Consider the following 17,513-nt stretch of genomic DNA (forward strand, 5'->3'; position numbering starts at 1 on the left):
AGACCATCCCACCACGGGAAACGGCGGAAGAAATTCCCGCCGCGTGAATGCTTTTGCCTGAGGAGGCCAAAATGAGCGAATTCACGACACGCTGGCAGTTGCGCCTGCTTGCCGCGCAGCATGACCTGGTCGAGGCCTGCGGCGGCATTGCCCGCGTCATGGAAAAGACCGGCTATTCCAAGGGCCAGGTCGGTCGCTGGAACGGTGGTCTCGACCGCGACCTGATGTCACTCAGCGTCGTGCTGACACTGGAAGAGGATTGCGGCCGGCCTTTTGTCACTGCCGTCATGGCCGAATTCCATGGCCGCACCCTGACCGACGCGAGCGACAATGGCAGCCGCGTGGCGCACCTCGAGGAACAGGTGGCGGGACTGGTCGAACAGGCCAGCCGCCTGGTGGTGGAGACCGTCAAGGCGCGCGCCGACGGCATCGTGACGCCGACCGAAGCGACCATCCTGCGCGGCATCAGCTCGAAGATCTCCGGCCTCACCGCCTCGATCGACGATGCGCTTGCCGGGGTCCAGGCCGCCGGTGGGCTGAAAGTGGTGGGAGGCGAGTGATGGCGAGCCTTGCCCTGCGCGATCCGGACGAGCGCGCCGACAGTTTCTATCGGTTCTCGGTCAAGTGCGATCGCGTGATGAATGCGCGGCTGGAAAGGGCGGCGCGAGCGGCCGGCGTCAGCATCACCACGTTCGTCCAGCGGCATTTCGAAACCATCCTCGACGAGCCTGCCGACGACAGCGGGTTTTGCGCCGACGTGTTCGCGCGCGCGCACCGGATCTCGCCGCAGGCCGCCCGCGTATGGAACACCATGCGCATGGGCGCCGATGCTTCCGGCATCGTCTCGGGCAGTGTGCGCGAGTTCGCCGGCGCGGCGAAGGTGAGCGCCGGACACGGTAGCGATTATCTGGCCGAACTCATCGAAGCGGAACTGATCCGAATCATCGCTCGCTGCGCTGGCGGCGGTGGAAGCCGCACCTATCGCGTCATGCGGGTGGAGCTGGCATGAGCGACCTCCTTCCGCACCCGCTCGCCGAACTGTTCCCGATGCTCGATGGCGCGGAATTGCTGCGCCTTGCAGACGACATCAGAAAGCGCGGCCTTGAAACGCCCATCGTTCTTCATGATGGGAAGATACTGGACGGTCGCAATCGCTATGCCGCATGCCGGCAAGCAGGCGTAGATGTCCGCTCAGTATTGTTTGAGGGTGACGACGCTCTCGGCTTCGTGCTCTCCCAAAACCTGCATCGGCGCCATCTAAAGGAAAGCCAACGTGCGCTGATTGCGGCCTCGCTAGTCAATTGGCCGCTCGGTCTAAACCAAGCCACGGCTAGACCAGCAAATTTGCCGGTCTGGAAGGCCGCACATCTCCTCAACATTTCAGCACGTTCTGTGACGAACGCCTTGAGATTGATAGGTCGTGGATCGCCTGCAACCATTGCAGCCGTGCGCAGCGGTGCGATGTCACTGCATTCTGCCATGAATGCCGGCGGCCGGCGCCCGGTCGATTCATTAAGTGGCCCCTTTGATGTTGTCGTTTCAATATCGAACGAGCGGCTCGGCGACATCCTTTGGGCTGACCTCGAAAAGCTGGCAAGCCGTTGCCTCCGTGAAGCCCGCATCCTTACGGCAATTTCCAACCACGTAGCGAATCCCGAAGGCGGCGCAACAGTCCGAGATATCGTTTCGGCTGAGGTGTTGACGGCGATCATCGGTGGAGTGCCCCGCGATGACTGAGCTGCTCGCGCATCCGCTCGCCGACCTTTTTCCAATGTTGCCGGATGCAGAGGTCGCGCTGCTCGCGGATGATATCTGCACCTTCGGCCAGCGAGTGCCGATCGTCCTGTTAGAGGGCAGGATCCTTGATGGCCGCAACCGCTACGCGGCGTGCCTCTTTGCGCAAATTGAGCCAGCCTTCACCGATTATGACGGTGATGATCCGCTGAACTTCGTGCTGTCGCACAATCTTCATCGTCGTCATCTGACCGAAAGCCAGCGTGCCATGGTGGCGGCTCAGATCGTCGATCTTGAGCAAGGCATGAACAGGCACACGGTCCCTGCGGCCGGCATGTCGACCAGACGGGCTGCTGAACGGTTGTCGATCTCCGAGCGCGCCGTCATTGCCGCCAAGCGCATCCGCGACCATGGCGCCGATGAGCTGGTGCAGGCGATCCGTGACGGCCGGGTGTCCGTGCATGCTGGCGAGGCGCTGTCGGACCTGGCGGTCGAGGCGCAGCGCGAAGTGCTGGCACGCGAGGAAAAGCAGATCGTGGCGCGGGCGAAAGAGATCCGTGCTGCGAGACAGAAGCTGCGCCACACGGTGCGCCTGGCGCATATGGAGATGATCGCCCAGCGCGGCGAAGCCACCGCCCCGATATGGTGGAAGGATGGCGCGCAAGGGCCGACCTATCCGATCATCTATGCCGATCCGCCTTGGAAATTCCTTGTCCATTCGGAAGTGACGGGGCGCGAGAAGAGCGCGGAAAACCACTATCCGACAATGCCGCTGCCCGAGATCCTGGCGCTCGGCTGTCCAGCGGCGCGCGATGCGGCGCTGTTCCTATGGGTCACCGACCTCGCCAACGGGCTTGCCTGCATGGAGGCCTGGGGCTTCGCCTTCAAGTCGTTCTGGGCATGGGAGAAGGTCTATCCCGGCAAGCAGCTCGGCACCGGCTATTGGGGTTTCGACAATTGCGAGTTGCTGCTGATCGGCACGCGTGGCGACTTTCCCGCGCCGTTGCCGGGTACCCAGCCGCGCAAGCTGACCGCGCACCCGGCCATGGGGCACAGCGCCAAGCCTGACTTTTATGCCGAGCAGATCGAACGGCTTTGGCCAGGCGTGCCGAAGCTCGAGATGTTCTGCCGCTCGCCCCGGCCGGGCTGGGATGCGTGGGGCTTTGAGGCGGGTCCATCGGAAGGTCCAGTGGACCTTCCGCCCGCCGAGAAGGCCGGGGAGATTGCGGAGCAATCGGGGCCCCCGGCAAAGAAGCCGCGCGCCAAGAAGGCGGTGGCGTCATGATCAAACGTCTCGACGAATTGACCACGCCGGTTCAGGTCGGAACCTACTATCTGGTGCCGACTGTTCGCGGCGAATGGAAGGATCGCGTCCGTGACTGGCCTGTGATCGGGCCCAAGCACAATGACGCGCATTGCCTCAACGTCCACGACGTTCATTACCACTTCGACGCCCGCTTCATGCCGGGGCCGGAAAATGATGAGTGGTTCTGGCGCCTGGCCTTTGCCGCGCCACTGATGCTCAATGAAGCCGGCAACAAGAATGAGGGCTTGCCCGCGCTAGTGTGGAAGCGGCGGCGCTGCAGGCGCCTGGCAAATCCTTTCCTGCCCCGGATGCATGATTTGGCCGCTCGGAGCGGCGTGACCTGGGGCTGTCATTTCAAGCATTGGGAGGGCAAGCAGGCGCGCCGTGATGATCGCGGCTGGATTTGCCCCCATTGCAATGTGCCGCTTGCCGACCAGGCGGCCGACGAAAGCGGTGCCATTACCTGCCCGCTTCATTTGCTTCGGATCGATATGGCGACCGGTAAAGTGTTGCCGCCGCTGCCCAGCGAGGCGGTGCCGCTATGAACGTGCCCGTCAACATTCCCGACGATCCCTACCTGACCTTCCTGCGCGGCAAGATGCAGTTGGCGAAAGCCGACGGTTTCGACGTGAAGCCCGAGGATATCAATCCGGCCGGGGCGCCGCATTGCCGGGCGATCGTGCGCTGGGCGCTGAAGGGCGGCAGCCGCGCCATCTTCGCATCGTTCGGCCTGCACAAAACCTTCATGCAGATCGAGCTGATGCGCTTGGTAGGGGAGAAGCTTCAAGAAAAGCGCAGGGGCGGGGAGGTTGGATGTCCGCCATGTCTTCGTCTGATCGTCATTCCGCTCGGCGTGCGGCACGAATTCTTCGCCGAGGCGGATGAGCGCTTTGCCGGCGATTGCGCCGTGAAGCTGAAGTTCATCCGCAGCGATGCCGAAATTGATGGCGACGACACGATCTACCTGACCAATTACGAGAGCGTGCTTGCCGGCAAGATCGACGTGGCGCGCTTCGTTGCCGCCAGCCTGGACGAGGCGGCGGTGCTGCGCGGCTATGGCACGAAAACCTTCCAGACGTTCCTGCCACTGTTTGCCGCGGTGCGCTTCAAGTTCGTCGCGACCGCGACGCCATCGCCGAACCGCACCAAGGAACTGATCCACTATGCCGGCTTCCTCGGCATCATGGATACCGGCCAGGCGTTGACCAGGTTCTTCCAGCGCAATTCGGAATCGGCCGGCGACCTGACGCTGTTCCCGCACAAGGAAGACGAGTTCTGGCTGTGGGTGCATAGCTGGGCCGTCTTCCTGCAATCGCCCGCCGATCTCGGTTTTCCCGACGACGGCTATGTGCTGCCCGCCATCACGGTCAACTGGCACGAGGTGCCGATCGACCATTCGACGGCCGGCTACGACCGCGACGGGCAGGGCCTGCTGATCCGCAACACGGCGCTTGGCGTGACGCAGGCGAGTGCCGCCAAGCGCGACAGCCTGGCCGCGCGGATCGAGCGGATGAGCGCGCTGCTCGCCGAGGATCCTGCCTCGCACGCTTTGCTGTGGCACGACCTCGAGGACGAGCGGCGCGCGATCGAGGCGGTGGTGCCGGGCGTGCGGTCGATCTATGGCACGCAGGGGCTGGAGGCGAACGAAAGGAACGCCATCGGCTTCAAGGACGGCCAGTTCAAATACCTCGCCACCAAGCCGGAAATGTCTGGCGCCGGCAACAATTTCCAAAAGCATTGCCACTGGGCGATCTTCGTCGGCGTCGGCTTCAAGTTCCACGACTTCATCCAGGCTGTGCACCGCATCGTGCGCTTTGGCCAGGCGCGGGAATGCCGCATCGACATCATCTTCTCCGAGGCCGAGCGCGAGGTGCGCCGCAACCTGGAAGGCAAATGGGCCGAGCATGAGCGGCTGATGGCGCGCATGGCGGAGATCATCCGCCGCTATGGCCTCGACGGCCTGCCGCTCGACGACGTGCTGTCACGCTCGATCGGCGTGCGCCGGCAGGAAGAGCGCGGCACGTCCTTCGTGATCGCCCACAATGACGCGGTGCTGGAAGCACGCCAGACGGCCAGCGCCAGCGTGGGCCAGATCGTCACCTCGATCCCGTTCGCCAACCATTACGAGTACACGGCGAGCTACAACGATTTCGGCCATACCGACGACAACGCCCATTTCTGGGCGCAGATGGACTTTTTGACGCCGGAGCTGCTGCGCATCCTGCAGCCCGGCCGGCTGGCCTGTATCCATGTCAAGGATCGGGTGCTGTTCGGCTCGGTGACCGGGGAGGGTGTGCCGACCGTGTCGCCGTTCCACGCAGAGGCGATCTTCCACTATCTGAAGCACGGTTTTCAGTACATGGGCATGATCACCATCGCCACCGACGTGGTGAAGGAGAACAACCAGACCTACCGCCTGACCTATTCCGAGATGATGAAGGACGCCACCAAGATGGGCGTCGGCTGTCCGGAATATGTCCTGCTCTTCCGCCGGCCGCAGAGCGACCTTTCGCGCGGCTATGCCGACAGGCCGGTCGTGCACGACAAGCCGCTGGTGATTGCCGGCGACGGCGTCCATGAGCGCTGGAGCGACGGCGACCGCCGGCCGCAGGTGCCCGACAGCGGCTACACGCTGGCGCGCTGGCAGCTCGACGCGCACGCCTTCTGGCCGTCCTCGGGCGAGCGGCTGTTGACCACGGATGAGCTGGTGCGGCTCGGGCCGAAGCCGCTGCGCGCGCTGTTCCAGAAGGTCTCGGAAGAAGCGATCTACGATTTCGAGCAGCATGTGCGGCTGGGCGAGGAACTGGCGGCGCGGGATTCCCTCTCCAAGACCTACATGACGCTTGACCCGCCGTCGAAGCATCCGGCGATTTGGACCGACGTGGTCCGCATGCTGACGCTGAACGGGCAGCAGGCGTTCCGCAACCTGGAAAAGCATGTCTGCCCGCTGCAGTTCGACATCGTCGACCGGCTGATCGACCGCTACTCCGACCCGGGCGACATCATCTATGACCCGTTCGGCGGGCTGATGACCGTGCCCTATCGCGCCATCCTGAAAGGCCGCAAGGGGCAGGCCTCCGAACTGTCGGCCACCTATTTCCGCGACGGGCTGCGCTACTGCCAGGAGGCGGAAGCGAAGCGCGCCATCCCGACTATGTTCGACATGCTGGGCATTGCCGACACAGATGCGGTGGAGGCGGCGGAGTGACCAGGCGCGCGAAATACGATCCCGACAAGAATTCGGCCGGCTGCTATGCCGCCGCGATCGAAGCCAAGCGGCTGCGCGGCGACAAGCACTACCCCGAGGTGAAAGAGCGCGCTCCGGATCCTGAAACCGAACGTGAGATGAAGCGGCTGAAGCGCGCGCTCGACCGCAAGTTGCGGGAGGCTGGCCATGGCTGACATCGCCTTCCTGCGCTTCGCCAATGCCTTTCAGGACCGGCTGAACGATCTCGGCTATTCGCTGCGCCGGGCCGAAGATCAGTGGCCCGACACTGACCGCGCGATGCTGTCGCGCGCCATCAACGGCAAGACGCTTTCCGCCGGGAATTATCTGCTGCTTTGCGAGATGGCCGGGCTTGATCCTTATGCCTATCTGGAGCGTCCGCCGCACCGCCGCGTGACGCTGAAAAGCATTGCAGACCAATTGGTTACACCAGCCGCCACACGTGAAACGGAGAGCACGCCATGAGCGATCTTTCGAAGTCGATCCTTGATGTCATCGCCGAACGACAGCGACAGACGAGTGTCGAGGACTTTGACGCGTCGCACGATGACATGGCGACGAAGGGCCAACTGGCAGGTGCGGCGGCTTGCTACGCCATGACCGCCGTCGTGCACTGGGCGAAAGATGCTGCGATCAAGACCTTTTGGCCTTGGGCGGCTGAATGGTGGAAGCCTAGGGATGTGCGCCGCAACTTGGTGCGAGCCGGTGCCCTGATCATTGCCGAAATCGATAGGCTCGACCGGCTGCAAGAAGAGAGGCAAGCGCCCGCCGCATCGCGTCGTCCTCCGACTAAGCGCCTTCCACTGCTCATCAACAGCAAATCGCGACAGATCAGGAAGCCACGCGCATGACCGATTCCATGCTGCCGATCCTGCGCCAGTTGCACGATGCCGGTGATGACGACCGCATTCGGGCGGATGCGCTTCTGCGCATGCCGGATTCCGTCGCGCTGAAGTATAACGAAGTCATCGTAGCAGCCTGCCACCGAGGAAATTTCGAGACGGGCGTGAAGTTCATGGCCGTGCGCGTGGCGTTGCTGCTGGCGGTCCGTGACGGCAATGGCCTGCCACGTGCAGATCTCGCCGACGTTGTCGATCGGTTCCGCTTGGCTCTTGCCGAATTCGCGGCAGGCGCATCATGAGCGCGCTCGATTCCAAGATCGACCCGCTGGCGCGCAAGCTGGCGCCTGTCGTGCGCGAAATGCTGCTGGCCGAGGTCGAGCGTATCGCGGCTTCGTTGCCGGCGCGCAAGGCCAAGGCCAGCGAAGCCGACACCGATATCATGCAGGCCTGTCGCACGGTTGCCACCGCTGCCGACAAGCTGGCGCAGGCGAAGTACGGCCCCGGCGAGATCGCCGCGCGTCGATCGCTGGAGAATGCGGCGAACAAGCTGCGCCGCGCGATGGAACGGCACGGGCGTATGCCATGAATGCACCGGCCGCGATCTCCGACCGGCGACTTGCCGATGCCACCAAGCTTCGCGCCATCCGCACGGCCATGGCCGACATCGCGCCGGCGGACTGGACGCGCGTGCACGATGAGGCCGGTGCCTTCATCGAGGCGCGCGGCGAGATGGGTGAGTTGTTCGTGCTGTTGCGCTTCGACACGGCGACGCCCGACGAGATCGCCTTCGTCTCCAACGCGCCCGATACGGTGCGCTTCCTGTTGCGGCTGCTCGACGAAGCCTTCAGCACCATCCGCGCGCTGAAAGGCGAGCCGCCCAGGCGCAATCCCGCCAAGGGTGAGCCGGCCGCCAGCGACCCGAAGAACTTCGCCGCCGAATGCGGCATGCGCTGCCAGGATCCGGCGTTCAAGGTGTTCCTGCGCGAAAGACACGGGCTGGAAAGCCCGCTGACCGACGAGCGCGTGGCGCAAAAGGTGCGCTCCCTGCTCGGCGTCACCTCCCGAAAAGAACTCAACGAAAACGGCCGGGCGATCGAGGCGTGGAAATCACTGCGCGCCGCCTTTGCCGACTGGAAGAAGGCGCAGCGATGAACGCACCATTTTCTCTCGACAACCGAATGACGATCGTGCTGTTCGCCGGCATGGGCGGAGGCTGCGACGGGCTGGAAGATGCCGGCTTCCACGTCCATGTCGCGATCAACCATGATCCGGTGGCCGTCGCGGTGCATGAGAGGCGACACCGGCACACCAGGCACCTGCGCTGCGACGTGTTCGAGGCGGACCCTCGCAAAGTGACCAATGGGCGCGGCGTTCGCGCGCTGCACGCTTCGCCCGACTGCACGCACTTCTCCGTTGCCAAGGGGTCGAAGCCGGTCAGCAAGCGCCGCCGGTCGTTGGCGTGGGTGATCTGTCGCTGGGCGGGTACCGTGCGGCCCGAGACGATCACCATGGAGAACGTGCAGGAGATCACGACATGGGGACCGCTGATCGCCAAGCGCGACCCGGCGACAGGGCGCGTTCTTCGGCTCGACGGTTCGGTCGCGGCCAAGGGCGAACGCGTTCCGGTGCAGGAACAGTGGCTGATCCCGGATCCCGCCCACAAGGGCCGGATCTGGCGCGCCTGGCTGAAGCATCTGCGCGGCCTCGGCTACAGCTTCGAACACCGCGTTCTGGTCTGCGCCGATTATGGCGTGCCGACCATCCGCAAGCGGTTCTTCGGTGTCGCGCAGGCTGACGGCCGCCCGATCGTCTGGCCGGAGCGCACGCATGCGCCGCGCAAGGATGCCAAGCGGCTCGGCCTGAAACCCTGGGTCGGCGCGCATACGATCATCGACTGGTCGCTGCCGGTGAAATCGATCTTCGGGCGCAAGAAGCCGCTGGCCGAGGCGACGCTGCGGAGGACGGCGCGCGGGGTGATGCGCTATGTCGTCGACGCGGCGAAGCCGTTCATCGTGCCGATCACGCATGCCGGCGATGACCGCGTGCATGATGCCGCCGAACCGCTGCGCACGCTGACCACAGCTCATCGCGGCGAGATGTCGGTGGTGGCGCCGACGCTGATCCGCACCGATCAACAGAGCGCGGCGACCCGCAACGGCGTCCATTCGGTCGAGGAGCCGATCAACACGTTACACACCTCGTCGGGGATGGCGGTGATGGGTGCAACCATCGTGGGCGCCGGCGGGCGGGCGGCGCAATCGGCACCGCGCGACATGGCGGAGCCGCTAGGCACCACGACGGGCAAGGAAGACCGTGTGCTGGTGGCGGCGCATATGGCCAAGTTCGCCCAGAACGGCGATGGCTATATGCCGACCGAGCCGCTGGATACCGTGATGGCCGGGGCGCCTCGGCATGCGGTCGTGGCGGCCAGTCTTATCCAGAGCGGATATGGCGAGCGCGAAGGGCAGGCACCGCGCGTGCTCGACTTGGAAGAACCGGCTGGCACGCAGGTCGGCGGTAGCAAGGCAGCGCTTGTTGCGGCTTTCCTTGCCCAGCACAATAACGACGATCGGCGCATCGGTGGCGTCAATCCTGGCCGCCGTGCCGACGAGCCGTTGTCGACGGTCACCGCCTCGGGATCGCAACAGGGCGTGATTGCCGCAACGCTGGGAAGCCTCTATGGCACCAGCGCCGCTGGCCGGTCGATCGAAGAGCCGTTGGCGACGCTGTCGACCGGCGGCGGCAAGGGCGGCGGTCATGCCCATCTGATCCTCGGCTTCCTCCAGCACTATTTCGGCTCGGGCAAGCAGGATGACGACGTGCGCCAGCCGCTCGGCGCGCTGACCGGCAAGGCACGCTATGGCCTTGTCGAGGTCATGGTGAAGGGCGTTGCGCACTACATCGACGACATCGGCATTCGCATGCTGGAGCCGGAGGAGGGCGCCGCCGCGCATGGTTTCAAGCCGGGCGCGTTGCCGGCGGAAATCACGATCGACGGCAAGACGCGTCGGCTTACCAAGACCGAGAAATATCACCTGGTCGGCAACAGCGTGCCGCCGCACATGATCAAGCTGCTGGCCGAATGCAACGTGCGGCACGCCTTCGCGGAGGCGGCAGAGTGAGTGCTTTTCTGCTTGGCATAGGCTTCCGCGCCGACATGGGCACCTGCGCACGCAAGCTGGTGCTGCTGAAACTGATCGACGCCTGCGAGGATGACGGCAGCCGTATCTTCCCGGCGATCTCGACCATCGCGCGCGCGACACAATGCTCGACGCGCCAAGTGCAGCGCGAGCTCAAGGCGTTCCTTGACATCGGGCTGATCAGGCTGGTGCGCGAGGGCGGCAAGGGGCCGCGCAGCACCAACGAATACGCGCTGGACCTCGACGTGCTGCAGTTGCTCGGCAAGGGCGGCTGGTCGCTGGTGGCCCGCAATCGCCCTGACAATAAGGGTGACACGGTGTCACCCTTCGAAGACGCCGAGAAGGGTGACGCCGGAGACGCGCCAAGGGTGACACCAGAGACGGATAAGGGTGACAAGCTGAGTCACCCAACCCCTCCAGACCCCTCCCTTGATCCCTCCGTTGAGAGAGACCGCGAGCGCGACCGGGAGGATCAGAAAACCGTCGAGCGGTGGCTGAAGCGGGTTCATCCGAACTGGCCGTCATTCGTGGCCGACAGCGGCAAGACGGCGCTGGCCGCTGCGATGGCGCTGACGCCGGCGGAACGCGAGATGGCGGCCGACCGCATGGCCGATTACCTCGCCGCCGAGAAGCTCACCAAGGGCCGCTGTGCGTTCGGCGTGTACCTATCGGAAAAGCGCTGGGAACGGCTCGCGCCGAAGCCGGAAGCATCCGCGCGGCCAGCCTATGCACCGGCCTTCGGACCGGTCTGGGCGGCGATCCGCATGCGCGACCTGATCACCGGGCCGAAGGCTCAAGCCTCGCCGCTGAAGGGCTGGGAAGAGCGGGCAATCGCCGAGGGGACGCTGAACCGCGACACGCTGGAGAAGGGCAACCGGATGCGGACCGGCTGGCCGATGGTCAACGGGCTGCACCATGCCGCCGAGACACGCGGCCTCGGCATCCACAGCTTCGGCCCGGAAGAGGAACGGCTCGGCAAGCTCTGCGAGTTCGTGCCGGTCGGCACCGAATGCTGGGAGGCCTGGAAGGTCGAGCACGAACTGCGCGGCTGGCCATGGCTGCCAGACCCCGGAACGATGCGCGGCGTCTACTTCCCGGTTGGCGGACCGGGTGGATTGGAAGCTTTCGAACAGGCGGTGCGAGGACAACATGATGCGGGCGGACGTGAAGCGGCTGAATGATCGAGAGCACGTCTGGGTGGATCGCTCGACGGGCGAGGTGATCAATGTCGACCGCGCCTGGCAGAAGAGCGACAGGCGAATCGCACTGACGCGCCGCGAGCAGGCGATGCTCGCCGCGGCTGGTCAGGACGGTCCGGAGGCTCGCTGGTACGTGCTTCGGGTCGAGGATCGCGCCGACATTGCTGTGGATAAGTTGCTTGAAGAGGCCAATGTCGAGCGTGTCATGTTGCACACGGAGAGCGAGCCGAAGCGGCGCGGACGGCGCAAGCATCAGTCCCTGGAACCTGTTCGGATGCCATCTTTCCCAGGCTACATCTTCGTCAAGGTGGTGTCATGCGCGGCGACATGGGCAGGCTTGCGGACGGTCTCTGGCGTGCTCAGTCCGATCGGTGGATGCGATAGTCCAAGCCCCGTAAGCGAACAGGAAATCCTTAAATTCCAAGCACGTATCGAAAACGATCCTGACGCGATCGCCGTGCTGACCAATGCGCTGAAGGCTGGCGACAAGGTGTCGATCGACAGTGGCCCGTTCGCCGGCTTCGAGGCCGTGGTGCTGATGCTCGGCGACAAGCACAAGGTCCAGGTCGAGGTCGACATATTCGGTCGCAAGACGCCGATCGGCTTCGCTCTTGCGGAAGTCACGAAACTGGATTAGCGAATCCCACCCAGGACGAGCTGAAAGAGTCGCACGCCGAACAGGTGGACCGCGCCATCAGCCCCAGGGGAAGCAACCAGCTTCCCCGCGATGGCTAAGATTCCAGGACAGCTGCGATGTCGTTCATCTCTCTTGAGAGCAACATTGCTGCGTGGACGAACGGGCTTGAACGCTTCGCCGGGCAGGTGCCATTCGCCACGGCGAAAGCTCTGACGGCGACGGCCAATGAGGTGAGGGCGGATCAGCGCGACTTGCTTCCGCTGGTATTCGATAGGCCAACGCCCTTCACGCTAAACAGTCTGCAGGTAACGCCTGCGACCAAGCAGCATCTCAACGCAGTCGTAGGGTTTCGCGAAAGCCCTCGCAGTCGCAAGCACTACCTCATGCCACAGGTCGAAGGTGGTAGCCGACCGCACAAGGGCTTCGAGAAGTGGCTCATCGGCAAAGGCGCGATGTCGAGCAGTGAGTATGCGGTGCCGGCTGCGGGGTTGAGGATGAACGCCTACGGCAACGTCTCGCCGGGCGTTGTCACACAGATCCTCTCTCAGCTTGCCGCATCGCCCGACGCGATGCAGTGGGAGACAGCCAAGTCACGCAAGCGCGCTGGCGCCAACCGTTCGCGCTACTTCATCCCAAAGGCTGGCAGCAAGCTCAAGCGCGGCATCTGGCGTCGGACAGGCAAGGGCAAGATCGAACCGGTTTTCGTGTTCGTCACGTCATTGGACTACAAGGCCCGCTATTCCTTCTTCGACATCTCTGCACGTATCGCAGAGAGGTCGTTTCCTCGCCAGTTTCAGGTCGCCCTCGCGCAGGCGATAGGCACGGCCAGATAGGCCTGCCCGATGGGCCCGCCCCGGTTGGGTCCTCCCATGGGGTCGACCGCCCACGGGTAATTCGGACCCCGGGACTTTTGCGAATTTGGGGCGGCCAAACCCGTTCGGATTATGTTGTTGTTGATGTTGTTGGAGCGATGAGCGACAGCACGCGCTTTCCTTTGCCGCAGGGCGTTGCCGACGGGGTTCTGAACAAGGGCCAGTTGGCGCGCGCCCTCGGCAAGACAGAGCCGACCATCGACAGGTGGATGCAGGAAGGCATGCCGATCCTCGACGAGGGATCGAATGGCAAGGCCTATGCCTTCCAGCTATCGCATTGCTTCGCCTGGATGCAGGAGCGCGACGAGGCTTCCCGTCATCAGGAGGAGGCTCAGGAGCGCATCGTGCGCCAGATGCAGCTTGCGCTGATCGGCGGCAAGGAAGGCGATACCGAGCGCAGCCTGCCGCCTTCGGAGCGCATGAAGGTCTACGCGGCGGAATCGCAGTGGCAGGAGCTTGCGCTGCGCCGCGGCGAGTTGGTCGAAGCCTCCACCGTGCTCGACCTGGTCGAAACCATCTTCGGCTTGATGCGCCAAGGCATCGAGACCTTGCCTGACACGCTGGCGCGGGAATGCGGCCTTGACGGCGCCCAGACCGAGCGCGCGGTGCGTGCCGGCGACGACATCCTGCAAGAGATCGCGCGAGCGGTCGACAAGTTCGCCGACGAACTCGCCAAGAGCGAGAAGCCGGTGCCGGAGCTGGCGCTGACGTGAACCTGCATCACCGCAAGGACTTCGGTCGCGACGGTGGGTCGCTCCACTTTGCCAGCCTGGCCACGGTGCTTCGGCAGGCGCGGCCAGCGCTGCAACCGCCCGACCGTATCGTCGTGTCGGAAGCGGCGGCGAAGTACCGGCGCATCAGCAACGAGGCCTATAACGGGCCGTGGCGAAACGACGTCGCGCCATACATGGTCGAGCCAATGGACATGAGCACGTCCAGGCGGTTTCGCTGCATCGGCTTCGCCGGACCTGCGCGTACCGCCAAGACCGACGCGCTTGTGCTCAACGTGATCGTGCATCGCGTCATATGCCAGCCGCGCAAGATGCTGGTTGTTCACATCGGTCGCAATGAGGCCCGCGACTTCAGCCTGGAAAAGCTCGGGCCGATGATCCGCGCCACGGCAGAGGTGGCGCGCCGGCAACTGCCCGGGCGGGCGAACGACAACATCTTCGACAAGCGGTTCCAAGGAGGCATGCGCCTCTCGGTCGGGTATCCGGTAATCGGGCAACTGTCGGCGCGCGACCTGCCGGATGTGTTGTTCACCGATTATGATCGCATGACGGAGAATGTCGACGGCGAAGGCAGTCCGTTCTCCCTCGGGCGCAAGCGCACGCAGACCTTCGGGTCGTTGGGCAAAGTGATTGCCGAGTCCTCACCAGGTCGCCCCATCCTCGACGAAGACTGGAAGCCCAGCCGAAGTGAGCCGCATCGTGCGCCGCCCTGCACCGGCATCCTCGCGATCTACAACGAGGGCACCCGTGGGCGCTGGTATTGGCCGTGCAAGGATTGCGGCAAGGAGTTCGAGCCGGATTTCGCTATCCTGCATTTTGCGCAGGCAGGATCACCGGCGGAGCGCGCCTCCTCAGTGCACGGTGCCTGTCCGCATTGCGGTGCGGTTTACGAGCATCGCCACAAGACGGAACTGAACCAGGCCGGCCGCTGGCTGCATGAAGGCAAGAACGGCCAGTTGATGCCGATCGCCGACATGGATCGCGATGTCGACACGGTCAGCTACTGGTTGAAGGGCACCGCTGCCGCCTTTCAGGACTGGCGGCAACTAACGCTAACCTACCTGAACGCCGTCGAGCACTATCGCCTGACCGGTGACGAGCAGAACCTCAAGACCACCATCAATGTCGACCAGGGCTTGCCGTACCTGCCGCGCAACCTCTCCGGTTCGGACGTCACGCTCGACTTCCTCAGGGGCAAGGCCACCGAAGCGGTGCAGAAGATCGCGCCGGCCGAAACGCGGTTCATCACCGTCTCGGTTGACGTCCAGTCCAACCGCTTTGTCGTGCAGGTCGAGGCATGGGGTGAAGGACTTGAGCGCTGGCTGATCGACCGTTTCGATATCCACACGCCGCCCGACGGTGCGCCGAATGCCAGCGATCGTGCAATCGATCCGGCGCGCTTTCCGGAAGACTGGGATGCGCTGTTTCCTCTGCTCGAGCAGGCCTATCCGGTTGCAGGAACGGAATATGCCCTGCAGCCGGTCGCTCTCATCGCCGATTCAGGCGGCGCCGCCGGCGTCACGTCGAACGCCTATGCCTTCTATCGCAAGGCGCGCAAGGACGGTTTCCGTCGCCGTGTCTTCATCGCCAAGGGGCAACCTGGGTTTGATCGCCCTCGGGCATTGGAGCGCGCGCCGGAGAAAGTTGGCGGTCAGCGTCGCCGCAAGGGGCAGGCGCCGACCGATCTCCTGATCGTCAACGTCGGCACCGACGTGCTCAAGGATGAGGTGATGGCAGCGTTGGCCCGCAACGAGAGCGGCCAGATCACGTACCATATCCCCGACTGGATCGATGAGGCGATCCTCAAGGAATTCACCGCCGAGCGCCGCACCGACAAAGGCTATCGCAAGAAGGAAGGTCAGGTTCGCAACGAAGCGCTCGACCTCGCCGTCTATGGCCGCGCTCTGGCGATCGTCCTGCGCGCCGAGAAGATCGACTGGCGGGCGGCACCCGACTGGGCGCGGTCGGTGCCGGAAAACAGCTTCACCGTCATCGCCGGCGCCGAAACCGAACCGGATCCTGTCCCGGCCAGCGAGTTGCCGCCCGAAGTACAGCCTGATGAGCCGCCGGCGACGCCGCAGCGCGCGAAGCGCCGCGAAGGCTCATGGATCGGCAAGAGAAAGAGGTGGTTTTGATGGCTTACACGCTTGCCGAGCTGGAGCAGCTGCAGCGCGCCATGGCGCGCGGCGTCAAGTCGGTGACTTATAACGGGGAAACAGTCGTCTATCGGTCGCTCGACGAAATGCGCCAGGCCGAGCGTGTCATGAAACGCGACCTCGGTCTCACCGGATCCTCCTCAATCCGCCGCTACGGCGCCGTCGATAAGGGCCTGTGATGGTGAAGCCCGGCATTATCGACCGTATGCTTGCGGTGGTTTCACCGCAGCGCGCCTTGAAGCGCGCCCGCGCTCGCATGGCGCTCAACGCCGTCATGCATTTCGAAGGCGCGGCGAAGAGCTACCGCACCAAGAACTGGCGCGCCACCAACACGGATGCCAATGCCGCCGCCAATGGCCAGCTTGCCCGGCTGCGCGCGGCAAGCCGCGACCTGGTCCGCAACAATCCGCTCGCGGCCCGCGCCAAATCAGTCGTCGTCAACGCCATTGTCGGCTCCGGCATCATCCCCGGTGTCACGGCCGGCCGTGTGCAGCGCAAGACCCAGATCGACCGGCTTCTGATCGACCATTTCGACGGTCTCGCGATCGACGCCGATGGCAATACCAATCTTTACGGCCTCGAAGCCCTTGCCGTAGGCGCCATGTTCGAAGGCGGCGACTGCATCATCCGTCGTCGCTACCGTTTCGCCGCCGATGGCTTTCCGTTGCCGTTCCAGTTGCAGGTCCTCGAGGCGGAATATCTCGACGACACCAAGACCGGCCCGATGCCGGGCGGCAACACCGTCATACAGGGCGTCGAGTTCGACCTGATTGGCCGTCGCGTCGCCTACTGGATGTTCGACCAGCATCCGAATGGTCTGGCGGTGCTTCGCAACCCGATATCCAAGCGCATCGACGCCAAGGACATCATTCACCTTTTCCGCGTCGATCGGCCTGGACAGGTGCGCGGGGTACCGTGGCTGGCACCGGTGATCGTTACGCTCAACGACTTCGCCGAGTTCAAAGACGCGCAATTGGTCCGGCAGAAGATCGCCGCCTGCTTTGCCGCCTTTATCCACGATCCGGATTTCGAAGGCGATACGCCGCAGCCGCAAGGCGGTGAGGGCAAGCCCGAACGCGAGATCGACGAACTCGGCCCCGGCATGATCGAGACGCTGCCTGTCGGCAAGACGGTCAGCTTTTCCGACCCGCCGGAACTTGGCGAGTTCGCCGCCTACAACGATGCCACGGGTCGCGACATTGCGGTTGGCGTCGGCATCACCTTTGAGAGCCTGACCGGCAACCTGTCCAACGTGAACTTCACTTCGGGTCGCATGGGGCGGATCGACATGGATGCCAATGTCGATGCCTGGCGCTGGCTGACCGTCATCCCGAAACTGTGCGTGCGTGTCGCCGAGTGGTTCACCGAGGCGGCCTTCGTGGAGACCTCCTCGCGCGAGCCTTTCGCGATCGGCTGGACGCCGCCGCGCCGCCCGCTGGTCGATCCGACCAAGGAAATCCCGGCCATGGTCAAGGAAGTGCGCGCCGGCTTCACCTCGCGCCGCCGCAAGATCCGCGAAATGGGCTTCGACCCGGAAGAGATCGACGCCGAGATCGCGGCTGACAATGCAGCGGCCGACAACGCCGGCTTCATCTTCGACAGCGATCCCCGCCGCGTAACCATCAACGGCCAGAGCCAGCAGAGCGGCCCGGCAAACACACAGGATTGAC

At 64.2% G+C, this 17,513-nt stretch carries 20 protein-coding genes; all 20 read left to right on the forward strand.

Translation table 11 applies throughout. From position 1 onward, the window contains the following. Nucleotides 1-71: 71 nt before the first annotated feature. Nucleotides 72-560 (forward strand): hypothetical protein, encoded by a 489-nt coding sequence (locus AC1VON_RS18415; protein ID WP_483124430.1) that lies wholly within the window; start codon nt 72-74, stop codon nt 558-560. Beyond that, nucleotides 560-1,009 (forward strand): hypothetical protein, encoded by a 450-nt coding sequence (locus AC1VON_RS18420; protein WP_483124431.1) that lies wholly within the window; start codon nt 560-562, stop codon nt 1,007-1,009. Before AC1VON_RS18415 ends, AC1VON_RS18420 begins: the two co-directional genes overlap by 1 nt. Beyond that, on the forward strand, nt 1,006-1,737 hold the full coding sequence (locus AC1VON_RS18425) for a ParB/RepB/Spo0J family partition protein (RefSeq protein ID WP_483124432.1): 732 nt from the start codon (nt 1,006-1,008) through the stop codon (nt 1,735-1,737). The genes AC1VON_RS18420 and AC1VON_RS18425 overlap by 4 nt, the downstream gene beginning before the upstream one ends. Further along, the gene (locus AC1VON_RS18430; RefSeq protein WP_483124433.1) at nt 1,730-3,019 is read left to right on the forward strand and encodes an MT-A70 family methyltransferase; all 1,290 of its coding nucleotides are present in this window, start codon (nt 1,730-1,732) and stop codon (nt 3,017-3,019) included. Before AC1VON_RS18425 ends, AC1VON_RS18430 begins: the two co-directional genes overlap by 8 nt. Beyond that, a complete protein-coding gene (locus AC1VON_RS18435) occupies nt 3,016-3,585 on the forward strand; it encodes a Rieske 2Fe-2S domain-containing protein (protein WP_483124434.1) in 570 nt (189 codons plus the stop codon). The genes AC1VON_RS18430 and AC1VON_RS18435 overlap by 4 nt, the downstream gene beginning before the upstream one ends. Then, entirely contained in the window at nt 3,582-6,248 is a 2,667-nt protein-coding gene (locus tag AC1VON_RS18440) for a DNA methyltransferase (protein ID WP_483124435.1), read from the forward strand. Before AC1VON_RS18435 ends, AC1VON_RS18440 begins: the two co-directional genes overlap by 4 nt. Further along, on the forward strand, nt 6,245-6,442 hold the full coding sequence (locus AC1VON_RS18445; protein ID WP_483124436.1) for a hypothetical protein: 198 nt from the start codon (nt 6,245-6,247) through the stop codon (nt 6,440-6,442). The genes AC1VON_RS18440 and AC1VON_RS18445 overlap by 4 nt, the downstream gene beginning before the upstream one ends. Then, a complete protein-coding gene (locus AC1VON_RS18450) occupies nt 6,435-6,731 on the forward strand; it encodes a hypothetical protein (protein ID WP_483124437.1) in 297 nt (98 codons plus the stop codon). The genes AC1VON_RS18445 and AC1VON_RS18450 overlap by 8 nt, the downstream gene beginning before the upstream one ends. After that, entirely contained in the window at nt 6,728-7,117 is a 390-nt protein-coding gene (locus AC1VON_RS18455; protein ID WP_483124438.1) for a hypothetical protein, read from the forward strand. The genes AC1VON_RS18450 and AC1VON_RS18455 overlap by 4 nt, the downstream gene beginning before the upstream one ends. Continuing rightward, nucleotides 7,114-7,407, forward strand: coding sequence for a hypothetical protein (locus AC1VON_RS18460; RefSeq protein WP_483124439.1), 294 nt, complete (start codon nt 7,114-7,116; stop codon nt 7,405-7,407). The genes AC1VON_RS18455 and AC1VON_RS18460 overlap by 4 nt, the downstream gene beginning before the upstream one ends. Then, complete coding sequence (locus AC1VON_RS18465) at nt 7,404-7,694, forward strand: hypothetical protein (RefSeq protein WP_483124440.1); 291 nt, start codon at nt 7,404-7,406, stop codon at nt 7,692-7,694. Before AC1VON_RS18460 ends, AC1VON_RS18465 begins: the two co-directional genes overlap by 4 nt. Then, nucleotides 7,691-8,260 carry a hypothetical protein gene (locus AC1VON_RS18470; protein WP_483124441.1) on the forward strand — a complete coding sequence of 190 codons (570 nt, stop codon included), beginning with the start codon at nt 7,691-7,693 and terminating at the stop codon, nt 8,258-8,260. Before AC1VON_RS18465 ends, AC1VON_RS18470 begins: the two co-directional genes overlap by 4 nt. Further along, entirely contained in the window at nt 8,257-10,230 is a 1,974-nt protein-coding gene (locus AC1VON_RS18475) for a DNA cytosine methyltransferase (RefSeq protein ID WP_483124442.1), read from the forward strand. Before AC1VON_RS18470 ends, AC1VON_RS18475 begins: the two co-directional genes overlap by 4 nt. Beyond that, nucleotides 10,227-11,429 carry a hypothetical protein gene (locus AC1VON_RS18480; protein ID WP_483124443.1) on the forward strand — a complete coding sequence of 401 codons (1,203 nt, stop codon included), beginning with the start codon at nt 10,227-10,229 and terminating at the stop codon, nt 11,427-11,429. The genes AC1VON_RS18475 and AC1VON_RS18480 overlap by 4 nt, the downstream gene beginning before the upstream one ends. Beyond that, on the forward strand, nt 11,401-12,084 hold the full coding sequence (gene nusG / locus AC1VON_RS18485) for a transcription termination/antitermination protein NusG (RefSeq protein ID WP_483124444.1): 684 nt from the start codon (nt 11,401-11,403) through the stop codon (nt 12,082-12,084). The genes AC1VON_RS18480 and nusG overlap by 29 nt, the downstream gene beginning before the upstream one ends. Nucleotides 12,085-12,200: 116 nt before the next feature. After that, nucleotides 12,201-12,917: a hypothetical protein gene (locus AC1VON_RS18490; protein WP_483124445.1), complete on the forward strand. Its 717-nt coding sequence runs from the start codon at nt 12,201-12,203 to the stop codon at nt 12,915-12,917. 137 nt (nt 12,918-13,054) lie between these two features. Then, nucleotides 13,055-13,669, forward strand: a complete 615-nt coding sequence (locus AC1VON_RS18495) for a terminase small subunit (protein WP_483124446.1) — start codon at nt 13,055-13,057, stop codon at nt 13,667-13,669. Then, the gene (locus tag AC1VON_RS18500) at nt 13,666-15,822 is read left to right on the forward strand and encodes a phage terminase large subunit family protein (protein WP_483124447.1); all 2,157 of its coding nucleotides are present in this window, start codon (nt 13,666-13,668) and stop codon (nt 15,820-15,822) included. The genes AC1VON_RS18495 and AC1VON_RS18500 overlap by 4 nt, the downstream gene beginning before the upstream one ends. After that, the gene (locus tag AC1VON_RS18505; protein WP_483124448.1) at nt 15,822-16,022 is read left to right on the forward strand and encodes a phage head-tail joining protein; all 201 of its coding nucleotides are present in this window, start codon (nt 15,822-15,824) and stop codon (nt 16,020-16,022) included. Before AC1VON_RS18500 ends, AC1VON_RS18505 begins: the two co-directional genes overlap by 1 nt. Further along, nucleotides 16,022-17,512 carry a phage portal protein gene (locus AC1VON_RS18510; RefSeq protein WP_483124449.1) on the forward strand — a complete coding sequence of 497 codons (1,491 nt, stop codon included), beginning with the start codon at nt 16,022-16,024 and terminating at the stop codon, nt 17,510-17,512. Before AC1VON_RS18505 ends, AC1VON_RS18510 begins: the two co-directional genes overlap by 1 nt. The last annotated feature ends 1 nt before the right edge of the window (nt 17,513 follow it).

The organism is Mesorhizobium sp. HAY1-8B (genome assembly GCF_056868045.1).